Origin of the sequence: Pseudomonas sp. zfem005 (assembly GCF_032621735.1) — a bacterium.
GTDB lineage: Bacteria > Pseudomonadota > Gammaproteobacteria > Pseudomonadales > Pseudomonadaceae > Metapseudomonas > Metapseudomonas solani.
This window is the reverse complement of record NZ_JAVYJE010000005.1, coordinates 114,608-136,470: the sequence shown is the minus strand read 5'-3', so window position 1 is coordinate 136,470 and position 21,863 is coordinate 114,608. Positions and strand designations below refer to the sequence as shown.

The window sequence follows — 21,863 nt, the reverse complement described above, 5'->3', positions numbered from 1 at the left end:
CCGTGGGGTGGGTGAAGCCCGCGTTTCCGGCAAGCGTGTCGGGTTGCGCCCGACCTACATGCGATGCCCAATCCCGTAGGGCGGGTGAAGCCCGCGTGCCGCTACTCGTCCTCCATCACCCGGGGCGGCAGGCCGATCTGCCCGCCGTGACGCTGGCCCCAGTCGTCGAGCACCTTGAGTGCGTCCACCAGCGAGGCGCCCAGCGGGGTGATGCGGTATTCCACCCGGGGCGGCACCTGCTGGTAGTCGCGGCGCAGCACCAGGCCTTCCAGCTCCAGCTCGCGCAGCTGCAGCACCAGCATCTTCTCGCTGATGCCGCCGATCTGCCGGCGCAGCTCACCGAAGCGACGTGTCTGGTCGCCGAGGCTGTAGAGGATCTGCGCCTTCCATTTGCCGCCGATCACCTTCATGACGGCATCCAGGCCCGGATTGCCGTGTTTCTCGTAACTGCTCATAGGCTCAGCATCCTGCTTCGAGGCCGTTTACTGTGCTGCGGACGTCAAGCGCGCCCGGATGCGGCACTGGGTGGGTATCTGAGGACATCTTCTGATTCCTCCGAAAGAGTCTTCTGAAATCCTCTCTATTGGGCACTCAGCGGCGAAGGCCCACCCTGACCTCGATCAAGTCGCACGCACAAAAACACCAGTACTTACATTTCGGGTGGTAGGCGGGTGATGCCTGATGCCGGCAGTGGGAGCGCATTTATTCGCGATCAAGGCCCCGACGACACCGCGCTCCGTAGGGCGGGTGAAACCCGCGTAGTTGATCGGCCACAGCGTCGGGCTGCACCCGACCTACGGCTTAACAGACGAGCTGCGGCGCCCGCCTGTGAAGGGGCTTCATCCCTCCAGCCGCTCCGCCAGGAAGTCGACGAACACCCGCACCTTCTGCTGCAGGTGGCGGTTGCTGGCGTAGAGGGCGTAGATGCTGCGTCGGGCAAGTTGCTGTTGCGGCAGCACCTGCTGCAGCTGGCCGCTGGCCAGGAGCGGTGCGGCGATGAAGGACGGCAGCGCACCGATGCCGGCACCGGCCACCAGCAGGTCGCCGAGCATCAGGCTGTTGTCCACCGAGAGCCGCGTGCGCAGCTCGACGCCGCGCCCCTTGGGGCCGTCCAGGCGCCAGCCGCCGGGGCTGTCGGCCAGGCGGTAGGCGAGGCAGTCGTGGCTGCAGAGGTCTTCGAGCCGCTGCGGCGTGCCCCGCGCCGCGAGGTAGCCCGGGGAGGCGCAGATCACCTGCTCCACCTCCCCCAGGCGCCGGGCGATCAGCGTGGAGTCGGCCAGGCTGGAACGGATGCGCAAGGAGACGTCGAAGCCTTCGGAGACCGGGTCCAGCAGGTGGTCGTCGAGGGTCAGCTCCACGTTCAGCTGCGGGTAGAGCGCCATGAACTCCGCCAGCAGCGGCGACAGCACCTTGAGGCTGAACGACAGCGGCGCATTCACCCGCAGGCGCCCGCTGACCTCGCCCGCACCCTGGGCGGTGGCGCTTTCCAGGGTCTCCAGCTCGTCCAGCAGGCGGCAGCATTCGGCGAAGTAGGCACGCCCGGTGTCGGTGAGGCTCATGCGCCGCGTGGTGCGCAGCAGCAACAGGTTGCCCAGGCGCGCCTCCAGCTGGCGCACCTGCTTGCTCACCGCCGCGGTGGACTGGCCCAGGTCGAGGGCGGCCTTGCTGAAGCCGTCGAGCTCGACGACGCGGCGGAAGGTGCGCATGGCAACGAGCAGGTCCATATTTTCCCTTTGGTTGAATGTCTTTCAGCGGATGCGCAGATTATCTCGCCAGGCTCAACAAATACCATCACGGCACTCATCACCACCCAGGAGTTCCGCCATGCACCTGCCCCGCCCCCTTTCCCGCCTCGCTGCCCTGCCCCTGCTGCTGGCCCTGGCCCAGGGCGCCCTCGCCGCCGAGGAAGTCGGCAAGAGCCCTTGGGGCGAAAAGGACGAGATCGGCCGCCTCAACCTGATCACCCCCGAATCCCGCGCCGCCATCCTCGGCCGCCTCGCCGGCGGCAAGGCTTATGACCTGGCCGTGGAGTACTTCATCGGCATGCCCAGCTGGCAGGCCGCCGGCGACCCGCCCTACCAGATGTGGATGACCCACACGCCCCACGGCAATCTGCTGGCCGACCCGATGGGCGTGGGCGAGGCGATGAACCGCCACGTCAGCTACACCGGTTCGGCAGTGTCCATGTACGCCCACATGGGCACCCATATCGACGCGCTCAACCACTTCGGCCTGGAGGGCAAGATCTGGAACGGCTATGCCGCCGCCGACCACCTGGGCGACCGGGGCTGGAACGTGACCGGCGCCGAGAAGCTGCCCCCCATCGTCGCCCGTGGCGTGCTGATCGACGTGCCCGCCGCCAAGGGCGTGGAGATGCTGCCGGACAGCTACCGCGTCACCCGCCTGGACCTGCGCCAGGCCCTGAACAAGCAGGGCGTGCGCCTGGAGAAAGGCGATGTGGTGCTGATCCGCACCGGGCGCATGCGCGACTACGAGAACGCCCAGCGCTACATGACCAACCCGCCGGGCCTGAGCCTGGACGCAGCGAAGTTCCTCATCGAGGAAGGCGGCGCCATGGTGGTAGGCGCGGACAACCTGAGCTTCGAGACCTTCCCCACCGAGGTGCCGGAGAACTACATCCCGGTGCACACCTACCTGCTGGCCCAGCAGGGCGCGCCCATCATGGAGCTGGTGGACCTGGAAGGCCTCTCGCGGGACAAGGTCTACGAGTTCGCCTTCATCGGCGCCTCGCTGAAGTTCCGCGGTGCCGACGCCGCGCCGATCCGCCCGGTGGCGTTGCCGATCAACTGAGGCTCTCGGCGAGCTTCCCGGGCTGAAGCCCGGGCTACGGAAGCGCGAGGTGCGGCGGTTTCACAGCGGCCGTTGGGCTGTGTCACTATCGCGCCTCCTTCGCGGCGCCCCTCGTGGGCGCCGTCGCTCCGTCGGTACAAGGAACCTCGCGCGTGGAAACCTCGGTCTTTCTGGTGGTAATGGCGGCGGCCGCCCTGCATGCGGGCTGGAACGCGCTGCTGAAGATCGGCCTCGACCGCCTGCTCACCGCCACCCTGATCCAGATGGCCGCCGGCCTGGTCTCCCTCTGCGCCCTGCCCTTCGTGGCCTTCCCGGTGGCCGCCGCCTGGCCCTGGATCATCCTCTCCGCCGTGCTGCACATCGGCTACAACCACTTCCTCGCCCGCGCCTATCAGTACGGCGACCTCGGGCAGGTCTACCCCATTTCCCGGGGCAGCTCGCCGCTGATGGTGGCGCTGCTGTCCCTGGCCTTCCTCCACGACGGGCTCGGCCACGCCGAACTGGCCGGCCTGCTGACCCTGGTCACCGGCATCTGGCTGATGGCCTGGCGCGGCGGGCGTGCCGGGGGCGGGATCAATCGCTCGATGCTGTTCTGCTCGCTGATGACCGCAGCCTTCATCGCCGGCTACACCCTCTCCGACGCGGTGGGCGCACGCAGCAACGGCGATGCGCTGTCCTACGCCGCCTGGCTGTTCGCGGTGAATGGCTGGGTGATGGCCGGGGTGATCGCGGTGCAGCGCGGGCCGCGCGTATTCCTGCAACTGGGCCCGTACTGGAAGAGCGGCCTGGCGGGCGGCGCCATGTCGCTGCTGGCCTACAGCATCGTCATCTGGGCGATGACGCGGGCGCCGGTGGCGCTGGTCTCTGCCTTGCGCGAGACCAGCGTGGTGTTCGCGTTGCTGATCGGCTGGTTGTTCCTCAAGGAGCCCATGAAGCCGATCCGCTTGCTGGCGTGCGCGGTGATCGCCCTCGGCGTGGTGGTGATGAAGCTGGGCTGAGCCCCTCAGGCGAGGGGCTTGACCCGGTAGCTGTGACGCAGGCTGCGCCCCAGGACGGGGTCGTGCAGCTCGACGCTGAACCCTTCCCCCGGCAGCGGTTCGCCGATGAAGGGCAAGGTGCCGCAGAACATCGCCGTGCCGGCCGGCAGGCTGGCATCGCCGGTGCGCCGGGCGATGAGCTCGCGGGGGTCCAGCAGCGTCGCCACCAGCCCGGTCTGGGACAGCTCGTCCCGCCCCTCCACATGGCGCCAGCAGCGCAGCAGCAACTGGTCCCAATGCCCCGCCACCTCGTGGAAGCGCCACAGCTCGCGCCCCACCGGCTTGAGGCAGAGCTGGCGGGAGACGGCTACGTCGTAGCCCTCCACGCGGCGGTCCGCATGGTCGGAGCCAATGCCGACGTAGAGCGCGGTGCCGGTGGAGAACAGTACGCACTCCACCTCGGCGGAAGAGTCGTTGCCCGGCACCTGGAAGTCCTCATCGGTGCTCAGCAGGTCGGCAGACAGCTCGAAGAAGCGGGGCAACTCCTGCGGCGGCGGTGCACTCAGGGTACGGGCCTGGGCGCTGGCCTGGTCGGCATCGCGCCCGGTCCAGCCGGCGACCACCAGGCTGCGCACGTCGAACGCGAGGGACTCCCCACCGGCCACGGTGAAGTGCAGTGTCATGGCTAACTCCTGTCGATTGCGGTGATGCGGTGTTTCCCGCGCGGGGTGATGCCGAATCGTCAGGGGTGCGATCCAGCCGGGCGGGAAGCGATGAAGCTCAGATGCTAGGGGGCGGGACGTTGCGGGCACAGAGGGCGAAGTCCGTAACCCTTGAAGGATGGCACCACCACAGGTGTGGACGGAGCCTTATGGCAGCAGCGGGAGGGACAGGGCCCGGCGACGCGGGCCCTGGAGGTGGATCAGCTCAACCGCAGCTGACGCCCTTGATCAGGTTGGTGTCGTCGGTGTCGATGTTGAGGCGGCGGGAGTTGTATTCCAGGGTCATCACGCTGCCCGGCTTGAGTACGCGCACGTCGCTGGCACCGGCGGCGTTCTTGGCCTGCTCCACCAATTCGGGGGTGGCGGCCTTGCCGATCAGCGAGCGCACCGGGCCGGACGAGCAGCGGCCGTCTTCCGAAGGAGCGGCGGCCGGCAGGCTCTCGGTGGCAGCGGCGGCAGGTTTCTCCGCCGGCGCATCGGTGGAGCTGCAGCCGGCCAGCAGAGCGCCTACGAGCGCCAGGCCAAGGGTGATGGAAGTGCGAGACATACTGCGATCCTCATACAAAGTGAAAACGAAGCTGAAATCGGTGGCTGGGAAGGCCCGGGCCGCGTGCATGGGACACGCACCGCCGGCTCGCCGTTCCCGACGCAGGCGCGCATTGTAGCGCGGCTCCGGCCCGCTGCCCGTTGCGCTGCACGGTGAAATCCTTGCGGCATGTCACTGCGCCGGCCTTATGCAGGCTTAGCACATCCTTGGCGGGGTACGCGCCTCAGCCGAGCAGCGCGATGTTGTCGTCGATGCGCCCCTGGATCGTGCGCACCGTGTCACGGGTGATGCCCTGAGGGAACTGGCCCTCGGCGCAGGCGGTAAAACCACTGGCCACGTCGCAGATCCGTGCGATGACATCGGCGGCGTCCCGCGCCGAGAGGTCCGCCTCGTCCACGGCGAGCTTGAGCAGGTGCTGGCGGGTGATGCGCAGCGCTTCGCCCATCACATCCATCTGGTGGTAGCCGCCCGGCCCTTCGCAGAAGGTCACGTCGTAGGCCGGGGCCAGGGTCCATTGACCGCTGGAAGACATGCGGTAGGCGAAGTTCTTCGGGTGGTCGTCGCGGTTGTTGAACACCACGTTGAACACCATCCGCTCGAAGGCGCGCGCCTTCTCCCGCACGTCGTTGCAGCAGAACTGGGTCGCCCGCAGGAAGCTGGTGTAATCCAATGCGCCGGCTGCGCGGAAGTCCGCCCCGGTGAAGGCGGCCAGGCTCTGCATGGGGACGCGCATGCCCTGCTGCCGATCGAATCGTCGGCTGGCGAACGCAGCCCGCCCATTGGGTAGTTCGAAGTATTCGGTGCCCGGGGTGTCGATCGCGCATTCGCGCAGGCAGTGCGCGTAGACCGCCTCGGTGGCACACACCTCGGGGTGCTCCCAGGCCGCCGGGAACTTGATCAGCCAGGCATCCAGGCCAGGTGCCGCCGCGGTGCTGAAGCGGCCGGACGCAGGGTCGCGATAGAGCAGGACCTTGGGCCGTGCGCCGTGCGGCGAGCCGCCCATGAGCATCAACTGCTGCAGGAACTCCCCGCCCTCGCCGTCGAGCACCTCCTGGACCTCCGCCGCCAGCTGCTCGAGGGGAATCTCCTCGGCGGGCAGCGGCGGTTCTGCTGCCGCCGGTTCGAACGACATCGCCCCCATGGCATGCGCGCCTATGTAGGTCAGGCGCTCCAGGGGGCCGACATGGGCGGGGTTGAGCCCACGGCGCTTGAACAGGCGGTCCATCAGCAACATGCCCCAACCATCGGGCAACGAGTCGTAGACCGGCCCCGGCAGCGACAGCTGATGATCGGGAAAATCCCTGCGCAGCCGTGGGCCTTTCAAGGGCAGACGCAGGGACGACAGCTCCAGCCCCGACTCCAGCGCCTCTTCGCTGTACTCGAAGGCGATCAACGGGCGGCCGGTGAGCGCGGTCGAGGAAACCAGCGAACCCCAGCGCCAATGCGCGCCCCAGCCGTCGTAGTAGACGTCGACCCGCTTAGACATCGCCGGCTTTCCTTTTCACCCGCTGACGCTGGGCGCCTTGCTCATAGCGAAGGATGTCATCCAGGCTTTCCAGTTGCGGCATGAACAGCAGCTCCAGCTCCTCGAGACGCCCCAGAACCATCGCCACGCGAACCACGCTGTCGAACGCGACGCTGCGCCCGGCCTCCAGGTTGGACAGGGTGCCAACGCCGATACCGGCACGGGCGGCCACCTCAGCCTGGGTCATCCCCTGGATCAGGCGCTCCTGGCGCAGACGCACGCAGAGCAGTTCGACCACTTCCGCCGGCTTTACCAGACCTAAATTCATCATATCGAGTGTTAAACCCAGAAATCGCCTTTAATACGCATAATTATAGAGTTATATGAAAATTCGGAAAGCCCTATAACTTCATAAAAACACGTCTTATTGAAGAATAGCGCCAATAATCTTCGGAATACTGAATTTAGCAGTTAGAGCCTCGTGCATGCGGAGCGAGCACAGCTTGCGACGGTCTGCTGCTCGGCCCTAGGTAACCAGCACGCCCTCCCACGCAAGGGTCTACACACGCCGCGCCTTGCGGATGAACACCACCACCAGCAGCGCTGCCAGCAGCTCCAGGCCGGCCACCCCATAGAGGCCGCCAGCCAGTGCGCCGGTGCGGTCCTTCACCCAGCCGATGAGGTAGGGCGCGGCGAAGCCGGCGAGGTTGCCGACCGAGTTGATCACCGCGATGCCGCCGGCCGCCGCCGTGCCGGTGAGGAACAGCGTGGGCAGCGACCAGAACACCGGGAAGGCGGCGAGGATGCCCACCGCCGCCAGGGTCAGCGCCAGCATCGCCGCCACGCCATGCCCCATGGATGCGGCGCAGGCCGCCAGCCCGACTGCGGCCAGGGCGGCGGCACCGGCGCAGTGCAGGCGCCGTTCGCCGCTGCGGTCGGAATGGATGCCGTTGAGCACCATCGCCACCGTGCCCACGGCGAAGGGCAAGGCGGCCAGCAGGCCGATATCCAGGCTGCGCTGCACACCCAAATCGCGGATCAGTGTCGGCACCCAGAAGGCGATGGTGGCATTGCCGCTCACCAGGCAGAAGTAGATGGCCGCGCACAGCCACACATGGGGGTTGCAGAAGGCGTCGCGCAGGCCGGAAGCCTTGCCCGGCGCGGCGGCGTCGGCGGCCACTTCGGCGCTCACCAGGGCGCGCTGCGCGGCGCTCAGCCAGCGCACGTCCGCCGGGCGCTCGGGCAGGTAGCGCAACACCAGCAGGCCGGCGAGCACCGAGGGCACGCCTTCGACGATGAACAGCCATTGCCAGCCGGCCAGCCCACCGACATCGGCCATGCCCGTCATGATCAACCCCGCCAGCGGCCCGCCTACCACCCCGGCCAGGGCGAAGCTGGTCATGAACAGGCCATTGACCCGGGCGCGCCGTGCGCTGGGGAACCAGTAGGTGAGGTAGAGCACCACACCGGGGAAGAAGCCCGCCTCGAACACCCCGAGCAGGAAGCGCAGCACATAGAACTGCATCGGCGTGGTCACCAGGAACATGGCGGTGGAGATCAGCCCCCAGCAAATGGTGATGCGCGCCAGGGTGCGCCGCGCGCCGATGCGCTCCAGCAGCAGGTTGCTCGGCACCTCGAAGAGGAAATAGCCGATGAAGAAGATGCCCGCGCCCAGGCCGTAGACGGCTTCGCTGAAGCCCAGGTCGTCGAGCATGTGCAGCTTGGCGAAGCCGACGTTGACCCGGTCCAGCCAGGCGAGGATGAACAGCAGCACCAGGAAGGGCACCAGGCGCCAGGTGATGCGGCGGTAAGCCCGCTCGCGCAGGCGCGAACGGGCCGGATCGGAAATGGACATGCGATCGCTCCCGGGGCGGCCAGGCCGCCCGCAGAGGTGAAGGGTCAGCCCAGGCAGCGCTCCACCGCGGCCCCCAGTTGCAGGATGTTGGCGTCCTGCCCGCCAAGCCCGCACAGGCTCAGGGCGATGCCGGGGCGTTCCGGCAATGGGATGGACAGCGCGCAGCCGTCGAGGAAGTTGATGACGGCGGGGTTGGCCAGCACCCGCGCGTTGATGCGCTGGAAGGCGTCGTCATCGGTGATCTCCGCCAGGCGCGGCGGCGCGATGGAAACCGTGGGCATCAGCCAGGCATCCGCGCCCAGCAGCACCTCCGCCGCGCGGGCCTTCAGCTCGGCGCGCTCCAGCAGCAGCTCCAGGTAGTCGCAGGCGCTCTGCCGGCTGCCGCGCTCGATGCGTACCGCCACGCGCGGGTCGTAGCGGGCGCTTTCGGCCAGCAGGCGCTCGCGGTGCCAATGCCAGGACTCGGCCGCCGCAAAGCCGCCACCGGCATTGATCTCCGGCAGGCGCAGCAGCTCGGGGAAGCGGAATTCGACGATCTCCGCGCCCTGCTCCGCCAGGCGCGCGATGGCCCAGTCGAAGGCCTGCGCCACCTCCGGCGCGAGGTCTTCCAAAACGTAGTCGGGGGTGACGAAGAAGCGCTGCCCCTGCAGCGGCAGGCCGGCATCGCGCCAGGGCTGCGCGCCGGTCAGCAGCGCGTCCACCTGAGCGCAGCAGGCCACCGTGGGCGCCAGCGGGCCGATGGAATCCAGGCTCTGCGACAGGGGCACCATGCCCTCGCTGGGCACCCGTCGCGCCGTGGGCTTGAAGCCGGTGATGCCGCAGAAGGCCGCCGGGATGCGCACCGAGCCGCCGGTATCGGTGCCCAGCGCCACTACCGACATGCCCAGCGCCACGCTGACGGCGGCCCCGGAGCTGGAGCCCCCGGCAATCAGCCCCTCGCCCACGGGCGACAGGGGAGTGCCGAAGTGCGGGTTGAGGCCAAGGCCGGAATAGGCGAACTCGGTCATGTTGGTGCGCCCGAGCAGCACGGCGCCGGCCTCGCGCAGGCGCGCCACGGCGGGCGCATCCACCGTGGCCGGGGCCTGCCATTCCAGCACCCGCGAACCGGCGCGGGTCACCTGGCCGGCGATGTCGAACAGGTCCTTGATCGACACCGGCAGGCCATCGAGCGGCGACACCCGTCGCCCCAGGGCCAGGCGCTGGTCGGCGAACGCGGCGGCGGCGCGGGCGCCCTCCTCGTCCAGCTCCATGAAGGCATGGCCGCCGCCGGCGAAGTGCTCCTGGGCGCGCGTCAGCATGGTTTCGGTCAGCTCGCAGCTGCTGGTGCGCCCGTTGGACAGGCGCGCGGACCATTCCGCCAGGGTGACGAGGCCGTTCATGCCTCCACCTCCAGTACTTCCACTGTGTAGCGGTGGCTGAGGGTGCGCTCCAGCACCGGGTCGTGCAGTTCGACGCAGAAGGCCTCGCCCGGGGCGATGGGCAATAGCGCCTCGAGGGTGCCGCAGAACATCACGCTGCCCTGGGGCAGGGTCATGCCACCGTTGCGCCGCTCGATCAGGTCCAGCGGGTCGAGCATGCTGCCGGCTTCGCCCTCCTGGTACAGCTCGCGCTGGCCCTCGCGCTCGCGCCAGCAGCGCATCACCAGGCTGTCCCAATGCCCGGCCACTTCGTCGAAGGACCACAGCTGGCGGCTCACCGGCTTGGCGCAGAGCTGCTTGGACAGGGTGATGTCCAGCGCCTCCACCTGGCGGTCGGTGTGATCGGAACCGACGCCGACGTAAAGGCCGTCCCAGGCGGCGATCAGCACGCATTCCACCTCACCGGTGGAATGGTCGCGGGGCAGCTGAATGCTCTCGGCGGTGGTCAGCAGCGAAGCCGCCACCTGGTAGAAGCACGGCACCTCGGTGGGCGGGCGGATGCCCAGCGTCTCCAGCTCGGCGATGTGCCGGTCGACGGCCACCCGGTTGCGCCCGGTCCAGCCGGCGATCACCAGTTCCCGGGGTTCGAAGGCGAGGCGACGCTCGCCCGCGACGATGAAATCCAGTGCCATGGTCATTCTCCTTGCGTACATGAAAAGGCGCCGGGGCCCGTTTGCCCCGGCTTCAGATGCTCCTGCCGATGGTGCTGCGGAAGGCTTCGATGTGGTCGCGCATGGCCCGCTGCCCCGCTGCCACATCCCGCGTGCGGAAGGCCTCGAGGATGCGAAGGTGCTCCTGGTGCACCGCTTCCTGGTGCCCGGCCGTGGCCAGCGAGAGGAACCAGAAGCGCGCCTGGCGCTCGTGCAGGCCGCGCAGCAGCTCGGCCAGCACGCGGTTGCGCGCGGCCGCCGAAATGGCAAGGTGGAATTGCAGGTCCAGGGCGGACAGCGCCGCCACGTCCCGCTCGGCGATCAGCGCCGGCACGCGGGCCAGCAGCTCGTCCATGGCGGCGATTTCCGTCTGGCTGGCGCGCTCGATGGCCAGGCCCACGCAGAGCACCTCGTTGCACAGGCGCACCTCGATCATCTCCAGCACCTCGTCGATGGACAGCGGCGTCACCAGCACGCCCTTGCGCGGGATGATCGACACCAGCCCCTCGGCCTCCAGGCGTTGCAGCGCCTGGTGCACCGGCGTGCGGCCCAGCCCCACGCCGCTGGCCAGCGCGGCCTCGTTGAGCACCTCCCCAGGGCGGAACTCGCAGCGGATGATCCGCGCCTTGATGGCCCTGTAGGCGGCGTCGCGCAGCGAGAGCGAGGCGGCTGGCGCCGGGGCGGAGGGGGCGGTTTCGAAGGCGGTCATGGCGGGGCCCGGTGGCTTGAAGTGGCCGTGATCCTAGGCTGAAGTTTCAAAGGCTCGACAGGTGAGGCCGTCCGCTTCTGCTGCCGGCCGAAGCCCCACCGGGCAATGGGAAAACGAGCACGCCGGGGTTTGACCGCCCGCCCCCGCTGCGGCCTAATGCGCGCCCCGCCAGGCGTTGCCGGAGATGGCCATGAGCACCGAACCCAATGTGCGCCCCAGCACGCTGCACCTGCCCCAGGGCCCCTGGATCACGGTGCTCGACTGCCTGTGCGCGCATTTTCCGGCCATCGACCGCGCCACCTGGCTCGACCGCATGGCCCGTGGCCGGGTCACCGATGGCGAAGGCCAGCCGGTGGACGCCACGCGCCCCTACCAGCAGGGGCTGTGCATCCGCTACTACCGCGAAGTGGCGCAGGAGCGGGAGATCCCCTTCGAGGAGCGCGTGCTCTACCAGGACGAGCGCCTGGTGGTGGCCGACAAGCCGCACTTCCTGCCGGTGATGCCCGCCGGCGAATACGTCGAGCAGACGCTGCAGGCGCGCCTCACCCGCCGCCTCGGTCTCCCCGGGCTGGTGCCCTTGCACCGCATCGACCGACACACCGCCGGCCTGGTGCTGTTCTCCCGCGACCCGAGCAGCCGTGGCGCCTACCAGGCGCTGTTCCGCGAGCGCCGCGTGCACAAGCGCTACGAGGCGGTGGCCGCGCCGCTGCCGCAGCTGGAGTTTCCCTGCACCCTGCGCACCCGCCTGGAAGCGGGCGAGCCCTTCTTCCGCATGCAGCAGGTGGCCGGCGAGCCCAACACCGAAACCCGCCTGGAGGTGATCGAGCGCGGCCCGCAGCTGTGGCGCTACGCCCTGCACCCGGTGACCGGCCGCAAGCACCAGCTGCGCGTGCACATGGCCGCCCTCGGCGCCGGCATCCTCAACGACGGCTTCTACCCCGACCTGCACGACACCAACGCCTCCGACGACCACGCCCGCCCCCTGCAACTGTTGGCCCGCGAGCTGGCCTTCGTCGACCCCATCAGCGGCGAGGCGCTGCGCTTTGAAAGCCAGCTGCGCCTGATGGATATCACTTAATCCCGAAGGGCTCCGCTGCGTTGGGCTTCGTGCCTCAGCCCAACCTACCCCGTGGGAGCGAATTCATTCGCGAAAGCCCCACCGCCCCACCCACGCCACCGGCTTGCCCCCTGTAGGGGCGAATTCCTTCGCCCAGCGGTGCACAGCGCCGCCGTCCGGAGCCCCGACCGGGCTCCGATCGCGAATGAATTCGCTCCCACAATCCAGAGCGCTCCACGCCCTTATCCCCCCTGACCCTCACGATCCTTTCTTGACCGATCATTCAGGCGCGAGGATATTACGGCCGTCATCCAAAGCCGATGGACGCGCCGTGAAGCTCCACTACGCTTGCTGGGTTGATAGCCATCAATCGAGACAGAAGGAAATTTCATGAGCCAATACGACGTGGTTGTGATCGGCGGTGGCCCAGGCGGCTACAACGCTGCCATCCGGGCGGGCCAGCTGGGCCTGAAGGTGGCCTGCGTGGAAGGCCGCGAGACCCTGGGCGGCACCTGCCTCAACGTCGGCTGCATGCCGTCCAAGGCGTTACTGCACGCCTCCGAACTCTATGAAGCGGCCAGCGGCAAGGAATTCGAACTGCTCGGCATCGAGGTCAAGCCCACGCTCAACCTCGGCCAGATGATGAAACAGAAGGCCGACAGCGTGAGCGCCCTGACCAAGGGCATCGAATTCCTCTTCCGCAAGCACAAGGCCGAGTGGATCAAGGGCTGGGGGCGCATCGACGGCCCGGGTCGCGTCGCCGTGAAAGGCGCCGACGGCAAGGAGCAGGTGCTGGAGACCAAGCACATCGTCATCGCCACCGGCTCCGAGCCCACTCCGCTGCCGGGCGTGGAAATCGACAACAAGCGCATCCTCGACTCCACCGGCGCCCTGTCCCTGCCCGAGGTGCCCAAGCACCTGGTGGTGATCGGTGCCGGCGTGATCGGCCTGGAGCTGGGCTCCGTCTGGCGCCGCCTGGGTGCCGAGGTCACGGTGGTGGAATACCTCGACCGCATCTGCCCCGGGCTGGACGTGGAAACCGGCAAGACCCTGCAACGCGCCCTGGCCAAGCAGGGCATGAAGTTCAAGCTCGCCTCCAAGGTCACCAGCGCCAAGAGCGGCAAGAACGGCGTCGAACTCAGCGTCGAGCCGGCTGCCGGCGGCGCGGCGGAAAGCATCCAGGCCGATTACGTGCTGGTGGCCATCGGCCGTCGCCCCTACACCCAGGGCCTGGGCCTGGAAACCGTGGGCCTGAGCGTCGACAAGCGCGGCATGCTCGCCAACGAGAAGCACCAGAGCACCACGCCCAACGTCTGGGTGATCGGCGACGTTACTTCCGGCCCGATGCTCGCGCACAAGGCCGAGGACGAAGCCATCGTCTGCATCGAGCGCATCGCCGGGCACAAGGCCGAGGTGAACTACGAGGTGATCCCCAACGTCATCTACACTCGCCCGGAAGTGGCCACCGTGGGCAAGACCGAGGAGCAGCTGAAGGCCGAGGGCCGCGCCTACAAGGTGGGCAAGTTCCCCTTCACCGCCAACAGCCGCGCCAAGATCAACCACGAGACCGAAGGCTTCGCCAAGGTATTGGCAGACGAGCGCACCGACGAAGTGCTGGGCGTGCACCTGGTCGGCCCCAGCGTCAGCGAGATGATCGGCGAGTACTGCGTGGCGATGGAGTTCTCCGCCTCCAGCGAAGACATCGCGCTGATCTGCCACCCGCACCCGACGCGCTCCGAAGCGCTGCGCCAGGCGGCCATGGATGTCAGCGGCTGGGCGATGCAAAGCTGACGGCGTGATGCCAATGAAAAAGGCGCCTATCCGGCGCCTTTTTCGTTTGCTTGAGACGTGACCATGAGCCATTGGCTCCTCAGAGCCCGGCAGGACGAACGCGTGCCGTAGGGTGTGCCGTGCGCACCTCCGCACGGTGCCTCCGGCAAACTCCCAGGTGCGCGCGGCACACCCTACAAGAACACATCGGCGCGCGGGCTCGGCTCCCTGCACGGAGCCCGGCTGCTTAAAGAAGCTGATGCTTGTGCAGCAGCCGGTAGAAGGTCGGCCGCGAAATGCCCAGCACCCGCGCCGCCAGGCTGAGGTTATTGCCGTAGCGCGCCAGCGCATCGCACAGCGCTTGGTATTCCGCCCGGCGCTTGTAGTCGTCCAGGGTGCCGATCAGCACGCTGTCCATCGGCACGCTGTGCAGGCCCAGTTCCCCCGCCTCGATCTGTTCCCCCTCCGCCAGCGCATAGCCGCGCCGCACCCGGCTGGCCAGCTCGCGCACGTTGCCCGGCCAGTGGTGGCGGACCATCGCTGTCAGCGCCTCCTCACTGAACTGCCGCGGCTTGTGCCCGGACTCCAGGCTGTAGAGGTCGGCGAAGTAATTGGCCAACAGCGCGATGTCGCCCTGGCGCCGACGCAGGGGCGTGAGGCGCACCTGATGCGCCGCCAGCAGCTGGTAAAGCTCGGGGAGGAAGCGCCCCTGCTCGGCCATCAGCTCGATGTCGCGGTCGGAAGCCACCAGCAGGCGCACATCCAGGCTGCGTGCCGGCCCCTGGGGCTGCGGCAACTTGCGGGTGCGCAGGCAGTGCATCAGCGTGCGCTGCACCTCCAGGGGCAACTCGCCCACCGCGTCGAGGAACAGGCTGCCGCCGCTTGCCGCCTGCAGGCGCCCATTGGGGCCGAACAGCGCGGCGCTGCAGCCGGCCTCGTCCAGCAGCCCGCAGTTGAAGGCCACGAAGGGGCCGCCCACGCGCCGCGAATAACGGTGCAGCGTGCGCGCCACCAGCTCCTTGCCGGTGCCGCTCTCGCCGAGGATCAGCACCGGCTTGTCCAGCGGGCCGAACTTGGTCAGTTGCTTGCGCAGGTCACGCAGCGGCCGGCTCTGCCCCAGCAGCTCGTGCTCGGCGCCCTGGCGGCTGCCCAACCCGCGCAACCGGGCGATGCCGAACGCGCGGCCGAGCAGCCCCTGCAGCCGGGTGGAATCCACCGGGATTTCCAGCGTGTCGAAGAACCACTCGCCGGCAAAATCCTCCACCCGCTCCTGGGGCGCGATATCCGGCCCCAGCAGGCCGATCCACTCGGTGCCGCTGCTGCTGATCAGGGTCTTGATGCGTTCGGGGTTATCCAGGTGCTCATGGCGCAGGCATAAAAGGCCTACGTCATAACCGCCGGCCTGGGCCTGTCGTGATTCGCGGCTTTCCACAGTCCAACCGCTCGCCTGCAAGCGCGGCAATAGCTGTCGGCACTCCTCACAAGGGTCGATCATCAGCACGCGGCGGGTACTAGGAGTGATGGTGTCCAACATGTCCCATCCTTGGCGCCAATTTTTTGAATAATTCTTTAAAAACAAGGGTTTGGCGCGCCTGACTGTAACGCTAGCAATATCTTTGACGGGGTATGGAACCATTTCTTATAGGAAAAATCGCGAAAAGTTCTTAAAGCCACAGCGCCGTCAGATGGCGCGGGTCTATGCCGAAAAGGCCGTGGGAAATGGGATTGCAAAAACATGACGCAACCGACAAAACACCCCAATCTGAGGACATTGGTAATAGCACCTTGCCAATATTCCTATTGATTGGCATAACGTAGGATTTTCCACACTGGTTACAAGGATGTATCTGATGCGAATCCTGCGTCGCACCCTGGTGCTTCTGCTCGTGCTCGTCCTCGTGGGCCTGGCGGTCGTCCTCTATTACGTCGCCAACCCCAACCTGCCCACCTACAAAGCCCCCGAGCAGCTGCACTACCTCGACCAGTGGGACGAACAGGCGCGTCAGACCTACTACTACACCCCCCAGGGCACCACGGTTAAGGGCCTGCGCTACGACTGGTTCACCGCCCTCGAGCTGCCCTTCTCCAGCGACAAGTTCGCCCGCCCGGAATACCTCGGCCGCTTCGGCTTCCTCGTCGACCCCAAGCAGAAGCCCACCGAGCTGAACCCCGGCAACCTGCCCGTGGGCTTCGCCCGGCATGAGGACGACGACACAGGCCAGCAGTACCTCGACATCAGCTGCGCCGCCTGCCACACCGGCGAACTGCACTACAAGGGCCAGGCCGTGCGCATCGACGGCGGCGCCGCCCTGCACTCCCTCGCCTCCACCGTGCCCACCCTCAAGGGCGGCGGCTTCGGCCAGGCGCTGGGCATGAGCATGGCCTTCACCTACTACAACCCGCTCAAGTTCAACCGCTTCGCCAAGACGGTACTCGGCGAGGAATACCCCAAGGGCAAGGACGAACTGCGCAGCGACTTCAAGGATGTGCTCGACCGCCTGCTCGGCACCGCCTGGAACGACACCCACCGCGGCCTCTACCCCACCGAGGAAGGCTTTGGCCGTACCGACGCCTTCGGCCGCATCGCCAACAGCGTGTTCGGCGACGCCATCGACCCGGCCAACTACCGCATCGCCAACGCCCCGGTGAGCTACCCGCAGCTGTGGGACATCTGGAAGTTCGACTGGGTGCAATGGAACGGCTCCGCCATGCAGCCCATGGCACGCAACATCGGCGAATCCCTCGGCGTGGGCGCCAGCCTCACCCTGCACCAGGAGAACGGCCAGCCGGTGCCGCTGGACCAGCGCTACGCCTCCAGCGTGCGCGTGCGTGACCTGCACACCCTGGAAGAAACCCTCAAGACCCTGAAGCCGCCGACCTGGCCGGAAGAGGTCTTCGGCAAGATCGACCTGCCCCGCGCCAGCCAGGGCCGCGCCCTGTTCGCCGAGAACTGCGCCTACTGCCACGCCCCCAACCCGCAACCGGTGGACAAGCGCCTCGCTCCCGACCGCGACCCGGAATGGAAGATGCGCATGGTCGCCACCGACAAGATCGGCACCGACCCCACCACCGCCGACAACATCGCCGACCACCGCTTCGACATCACCAAGCTCGGCTGGACCAAGGAGCAGCTCTCCAAGCTCGACGTCGAACTGTTCAGCAAGCCGCCGCTGAAAGACCTCGACTTCAGCAAGATCTCCAGCGCCAAGGGCCTGGCCTACCTCACTGCCTTCGTCGAAGACCGCGCCTACCAGGAAGCCGGCATCAGCGGCGAGGAACGCAAGCAGATGGACGGCTACGGCCTGAAGATCGGCGTGCGCGAACTGCGCGCCTACAAGGCCCGCCCGCTGGACGGCATCTGGGCCACCCCGCCCTTCCTGCACAACGGCTCGGTGCCCACGATCTTCCAGCTGCTCTCCCCCGTACCCGAGCGCGCCAAGGAGTTCTACGTCGGCAACTTCGAGTACGACCCGCAGTTCGCCGGCTTCCAGCACGACAAGTTCCCGGGCGGCTTCCTGTTCAAGACCTCGATCACCGGCAACGGCAACCAGGGCCATGAGTTCCGCGACGGCTGCCGCCAGAACGGCGTGATCGGCCGCGCCCTCTCGCCGGACGAACGCCTCGCGCTGATCGAATACCTCAAGGTCATGGGCAACCAGCCCCTGGAGGAAAAGCTCAGCCCCGTCGCGCCCAAACCCTGGACGCCCGGCCCCGCCTGCGAAGGCTGATAGACCGCTGTAAAACCCCTCCCCGCCACGGGGAGGGCCTGGGAACGAACAACAAGGACTCAAGCTCCCATGCTCAAGCGCTTCTGGCTCTGGCTCGGCCGCCTCCTCGGCAAGCTCCTCCTCATCCTCCTGGTCGTCGGCCTGCTCGGCTGGGGTATCGGCTCGCTCTACTACGGCTGGAAATTCTCCGGCCCCGTCTCCGCCAACGAACAGATCCCGCCGAACGAAGCCAGCGACGCCAAGGCGATCATGGAATCAGCCGTGCGCGTGGTCGAACAGCACCGCGACAACACCCGCGTCATGCGCGATGCCCACGCCAAGGCCCACGGCTGCGTGAAGGCCGAAGTCACCGTGGCCCAGGACCTGGCCAGCGACCTGCGCGCCGGCGTGCTCGCCGAACCGGGCAAGACCTGGCAAGCCTGGATGCGCCTCTCCAACGGCAACGCCTACCCGCAGTTCGACAGCGCCCGCGACGCCCGCGGCATGGCCATCAAGCTGCTCGACGTGCCCGGCCAGAAGCTCATGAACGCACCGGACCACGCCACCGAGCAGGACTTCGTGATGTTCAACCACGACGTCTTCTTCATCCGCGACGTGGCCGAATACCGCAGCAACTTCGAAGCCCAGGCCAACGGCCAGAAGGTCGGCGCCTTCTTCCCCAGCCTCGACCCGCGCACCTGGGAGATCCGCCACATGCTGATCGCCCTGCAAACCCTCGCGCCGGCGCCAGACAGCCCCACCGACACCGTCTACAGCTCCGTCTCGCCGTACAAGCTCGGCCAGGCCAACATCAAGTACCGCGTCATCCCCGACCCGCAATCCTGCCCCCAGTACACGCTGCCCAAGCAGAACACCGACCTGCCCAATTTCCTGCGCAACGCCCTTTACCAGCAACTCTCGCTGGACCGCGTACCGGCCTGCTTCGCCCTCCAGGTGCAGGTGCAGAACCCGCAGTACTACATGCCCATCGAAGACACCAGCGTGGCCTGGAGCGAGAAGGTCTCCCCCTTCAAGACCGTCGCCACCATCAAGGTGCCCGCGCAGGACTTCGATAGCCGCGAGCAGAACGAATTCTGCGACAACCTCTCCTTCAACCCCTGGCACGCCCTCCCCGAACACCGCCCCATCGGCGGCATCAACCGCCTGCGCAAGGTGGTGTACGAAACGGTAAGCGTGTACCGGCATGAACGGAATGGCGTGCCGCAGCCGCAGGCTGAGGTGAAAGAGAGCGAGTGATGTGAGGAGGCCGGCTGGCGCGGGAGTGCTGGCTGGCCTGCAACTCCAAAGAGTTATGAAGAGAGCCGGCACACGCAGATGAAATGCAAAAACGAGTTGAAGAGGCGGGAGTAATTAATGATGCAAGACTAGACGCAACATAGGACCCTTCAAAAATTGCAATAATTTCGAACTAGAACAATCAAGAAATCTTTCAATCTATCAATGTTAAAGGCATATATGAAACCCTAAAACCAACCACAAAATACGCCCAAAAAAATTACACAAAAACAGACCATCACTTATGAGCCTGATCCACTAACGTTTTAACATTCAGAAGCCCAGATTTAAATTCAGCAACACTCAAAACCGAAACCGGAAGCAAATGCAAGTTAAAAGAATTATTTAAATAGCCATAACACTCCTGCATCACCTCATCATCATCAAAAAACAAAACAACCGGGCGTGAGTGATAACGCTTCGATGACAACAAATAGACACAAGCCTCTACAAAATAAAACTCCATCCTCGATAATTGCTCTTGTGAATTAACACCAATTCTTCCAAAAAAATCAAAATACTCAATATTCAGCTCCTCAAACGAAATAAAGCTTAATTTTCTAGAGCCATAAAAAACATCCAGCCGAGGAGCCATTCTTAAATCTAATATACAGCCCGGATTATAGATTTTTGAAAACTGTAGAAATGAATCCTTCTTAGAAGTTTCACTCTCCATCATAAAGACCAAAGCATTAACACCCAAACCATTTTTTGTAGCATGCACATTTGTAAACTCATAGGCCTGACAATACTCCCTTGAATTCACATCATACAACCTTGGAGGAACAGATGATTTCCTCATGTCACTCCTCCATCATATTTTCAACAAGCCGCTTCTCAATAGCCTGATAATTTTCAACCAAAAGACCTGATGACCACTCGGGCTTTCCGAAGGTCATTTCACCCTGCTCATCCTTTAGCTTTCTATCCTTCATAAAAGCTTGCCGATACAACCTAGGAGCCACACCAGTGAATGCCCTAAATAAAACCTTCGGAGAACTTTGCTCACCGAGCTTAACAATCAATTTATTACCTGCAATCACGGCATCACTAGGTGAAACCCAAAGCGCCTTGGAACTTTCAATAGCATCCCCATGCAAGTCAAACGCCAAGCTTTTTGGATAAGGCTCAATATACTGCACCTCATCAACACCAGCCGAAACAATATGCCTCGCACAGTAATGACATGGAAAAGTCGTTACAAACAATCTACTTCCAACAGGAGAAATCCCCTGTCTAGCAGCGGTAAACAAAGCATCCATTTCTGCATGAACCGCACGACTAAACTCGAGCAGACGACCTATACCTGTCTTCTTTAAAATGGCTTTTATTTTTAAGGGCTCAGCACCCTGTAACTCCGGAATACTATCCATCAGCTCTTTAATTATCAGATCTTGATGTTTATTGCTGCTACAGTACTCATTTGAATATGCACAGCGATGATCACTTTGAGAGTCACTTTGAAACCCTCCACCATAAACACCACCACCAGCTGCAGGAACCTCATTCTTTCCTGTAGAAAGTAAATTTCCAGCTCCATCCATAAGAGCGGCACCGACCTGTCGTGACAAACAAGCACTTGTCATTTTCGCACCGTACGCATGAAACATACCGGTTTCACTCGCAGTGGGACGGACAATTTTCTTGAAAGTTAAAATATCGATAAGACGACCCAATTGATCATTGACATCCCACTCTGGGTTCTCGGCGCGATTCGCCTGATCGCTAAATCGATCTTCAGTATTATCAATAAAGAAATCTGCAAGGTGAAAAGTATCACTCACTTTCTGACCGCTATTTAGCCCAGAATCTTGATCACGCTCAATGAATTTATCAATATCCTCTCCTGATGAGGAGTTACATTTTCCATCCCTTAGGCGAGAGCGTCTTTTCTGACTCTCACAAACAACACCTATAAGGCAAAACGCCTCCTGATAAACACTTCGAAGCAACGAAACTTCCGCTGGATTTTTCAGCGAATCAAGTATATAAACCCGAAACGGAGCCTCTTTCGCATCAGAGCCACTATCTCTCTTTTTAATTATTTCTGAAATTAAGCTTACTGCAACACCAGCAGTATCTTTTGATCGAATTTTATCCCCACCATCTTGAAGAGACTTTGCCCTAGCCAGCCTTGAACTATTGTCGATTGGGAATCCTGTTGACTCCGCCCAACTCGAAATTGCCTGACTAGCCTTGAGGACAACCACCTCTGAATCCGGAATAGACTTCCTCAAAATCTCACTTAGAGCCGATGCGATCCAACTGGTACCAGAACCTGCCGGCCCTACAACTGCGAATATCAGCTCTCTAGAAATTAAATTATTTAGCAGCGAGCTTGATGACTTAGCACTATCATTAGAAGCAACAAGTGAAATCTTTTTAGCCACTGCCATCACCCAACTCCTTTTGTAAATTCTCAAGCCAGTAATTCATGCCTGAATTTTATTATTACCGCTAAATAGCTGATTCCAGAGAAAGCAGCATAACGTCTAGTCGTATCGAGTAATCATAAACGAGGACTCGGCAGATGCACACGAGAAACTGCAAATCGTCATCGGGCTTGATCGTATTGAGCTGAATCGGCAACGCCAAATACGTGAAAATTAGTCAATCACCACTCATCCAGTTGCCCTCCCCGCCCCACCTCCCTATCCTTCGCCGGTCGCGGTAAACCCCGCGACCGGGTTTGACAGCCCGTACTGATAGGCGCGATTGCGCCGCTAGGTGCATGCGAAAAACGGCGAACGTTTTTTGCAGGCACGTGCTCGCATGCAGTTTTAACTGCACTGCTCTATGGCAGATCGCGTGGGGAGACCCTCGGGTCTGCCGGGTCCTATCGCCGGTCTGTCAACCCCACGCGGTCTGCCACCCTTCGT

Annotated in this window: 19 protein-coding genes; 6 read left to right on the top strand and 13 right to left on the bottom strand. The window is 64.4% G+C overall.

Features of this window, described 5'->3' with window-relative positions:
* Positions 1-101 precede the first annotated feature (101 nt).
* Both RTW82_RS12875 and RTW82_RS12870 read right to left on the bottom strand, forming a co-directional pair.
* On the bottom strand, positions 102-455 hold the full coding sequence (locus RTW82_RS12875) for a winged helix-turn-helix transcriptional regulator (protein WP_263404633.1): 354 nt from the start codon (positions 453-455) through the stop codon (positions 102-104).
* 384 nt (positions 456-839) lie between these two features.
* A complete protein-coding gene (locus RTW82_RS12870; RefSeq protein WP_316925308.1) occupies positions 840-1,724 on the bottom strand; it encodes a LysR family transcriptional regulator in 885 nt (294 codons plus the stop codon).
* 100 nt (positions 1,725-1,824) lie between these two features.
* Here RTW82_RS12870 and RTW82_RS12865 point away from each other — a divergent pair, with 100 nt between their 5' ends.
* Entirely contained in the window at positions 1,825-2,811 is a 987-nt protein-coding gene (locus tag RTW82_RS12865) for a cyclase family protein (RefSeq protein ID WP_316925307.1), read from the top strand.
* A gap of 152 nt (positions 2,812-2,963) precedes the next feature.
* Positions 2,964-3,809, top strand: a complete 846-nt coding sequence (locus RTW82_RS12860; RefSeq protein ID WP_021217263.1) for an EamA family transporter — start codon at positions 2,964-2,966, stop codon at positions 3,807-3,809.
* Positions 3,810-3,814: 5 nt separating this feature from the next.
* Here the strand turns inward: RTW82_RS12860 and RTW82_RS12855 are convergent, their stop codons facing one another.
* The 8 genes from RTW82_RS12855 to RTW82_RS12820 all read right to left on the bottom strand — a co-directional run bounded on the left by RTW82_RS12855 (position 3,815) and on the right by RTW82_RS12820 (position 11,154).
* On the bottom strand, positions 3,815-4,471 hold the full coding sequence (locus RTW82_RS12855) for a DUF2848 family protein (RefSeq protein ID WP_021217264.1): 657 nt from the start codon (positions 4,469-4,471) through the stop codon (positions 3,815-3,817).
* Between the two features lie 244 nt (positions 4,472-4,715).
* Positions 4,716-5,057 carry an I78 family peptidase inhibitor gene (locus RTW82_RS12850; RefSeq protein WP_021217265.1) on the bottom strand — a complete coding sequence of 114 codons (342 nt, stop codon included), beginning with the start codon at positions 5,055-5,057 and terminating at the stop codon, positions 4,716-4,718.
* A gap of 223 nt (positions 5,058-5,280) precedes the next feature.
* Positions 5,281-6,543, bottom strand: coding sequence for a type II toxin-antitoxin system HipA family toxin (locus RTW82_RS12845; protein ID WP_316925306.1), 1,263 nt, complete (start codon positions 6,541-6,543; stop codon positions 5,281-5,283).
* Positions 6,536-6,853 carry a helix-turn-helix domain-containing protein gene (locus RTW82_RS12840; protein WP_265168507.1) on the bottom strand — a complete coding sequence of 106 codons (318 nt, stop codon included), beginning with the start codon at positions 6,851-6,853 and terminating at the stop codon, positions 6,536-6,538. The genes RTW82_RS12845 and RTW82_RS12840 overlap by 8 nt, the downstream gene beginning before the upstream one ends.
* Positions 6,854-7,081: 228 nt before the next feature.
* On the bottom strand, positions 7,082-8,377 hold the full coding sequence (locus RTW82_RS12835; protein ID WP_316925305.1) for an MFS transporter: 1,296 nt from the start codon (positions 8,375-8,377) through the stop codon (positions 7,082-7,084).
* A 44-nt stretch (positions 8,378-8,421) separates the two neighbouring features.
* The gene (locus tag RTW82_RS12830; protein ID WP_316925304.1) at positions 8,422-9,756 is read right to left on the bottom strand and encodes an amidase; all 1,335 of its coding nucleotides are present in this window, start codon (positions 9,754-9,756) and stop codon (positions 8,422-8,424) included.
* On the bottom strand, positions 9,753-10,427 hold the full coding sequence (locus RTW82_RS12825) for a DUF2848 domain-containing protein (protein WP_263404447.1): 675 nt from the start codon (positions 10,425-10,427) through the stop codon (positions 9,753-9,755). The genes RTW82_RS12830 and RTW82_RS12825 overlap by 4 nt, the downstream gene beginning before the upstream one ends.
* Positions 10,428-10,479: 52 nt before the next feature.
* Positions 10,480-11,154, bottom strand: coding sequence for a GntR family transcriptional regulator (locus RTW82_RS12820; RefSeq protein ID WP_316925303.1), 675 nt, complete (start codon positions 11,152-11,154; stop codon positions 10,480-10,482).
* A 190-nt stretch (positions 11,155-11,344) separates the two neighbouring features.
* On the opposite strand from RTW82_RS12820, the gene RTW82_RS12815 reads away from it, so the two are divergent.
* Both RTW82_RS12815 and lpdA read left to right on the top strand, forming a co-directional pair.
* Positions 11,345-12,232 (top strand): pseudouridine synthase, encoded by an 888-nt coding sequence (locus RTW82_RS12815; protein ID WP_316925302.1) that lies wholly within the window; start codon positions 11,345-11,347, stop codon positions 12,230-12,232.
* A gap of 369 nt (positions 12,233-12,601) precedes the next feature.
* Positions 12,602-14,002, top strand: a complete 1,401-nt coding sequence (gene lpdA / locus RTW82_RS12810; protein ID WP_184489045.1) for a dihydrolipoyl dehydrogenase — start codon at positions 12,602-12,604, stop codon at positions 14,000-14,002.
* Positions 14,003-14,228: 226 nt separating this feature from the next.
* Here the strand turns inward: lpdA and RTW82_RS12805 are convergent, their stop codons facing one another.
* Complete coding sequence (locus RTW82_RS12805; RefSeq protein ID WP_263404450.1) at positions 14,229-15,515, bottom strand: sigma-54-dependent transcriptional regulator; 1,287 nt, start codon at positions 15,513-15,515, stop codon at positions 14,229-14,231.
* Positions 15,516-15,831: 316 nt separating this feature from the next.
* On the opposite strand from RTW82_RS12805, the gene RTW82_RS12800 reads away from it, so the two are divergent.
* Positions 15,832-17,709: a di-heme-cytochrome C peroxidase gene (locus RTW82_RS12800; protein WP_316925301.1), complete on the top strand. Its 1,878-nt coding sequence runs from the start codon at positions 15,832-15,834 to the stop codon at positions 17,707-17,709.
* Between the two features lie 69 nt (positions 17,710-17,778).
* Positions 17,779-18,945, top strand: coding sequence for a catalase family protein (locus RTW82_RS12795; RefSeq protein ID WP_316925300.1), 1,167 nt, complete (start codon positions 17,779-17,781; stop codon positions 18,943-18,945).
* Between the two features lie 277 nt (positions 18,946-19,222).
* Here the strand turns inward: RTW82_RS12795 and RTW82_RS12790 are convergent, their stop codons facing one another.
* Positions 19,223-19,786 carry a hypothetical protein gene (locus RTW82_RS12790; protein WP_316925299.1) on the bottom strand — a complete coding sequence of 188 codons (564 nt, stop codon included), beginning with the start codon at positions 19,784-19,786 and terminating at the stop codon, positions 19,223-19,225.
* A 1-nt stretch (position 19,787) separates the two neighbouring features.
* Positions 19,788-21,380, bottom strand: coding sequence for an anti-phage dCTP deaminase (locus tag RTW82_RS12785; RefSeq protein WP_316925298.1), 1,593 nt, complete (start codon positions 21,378-21,380; stop codon positions 19,788-19,790).
* Between the last annotated feature and the right edge of the window lie 483 nt (positions 21,381-21,863).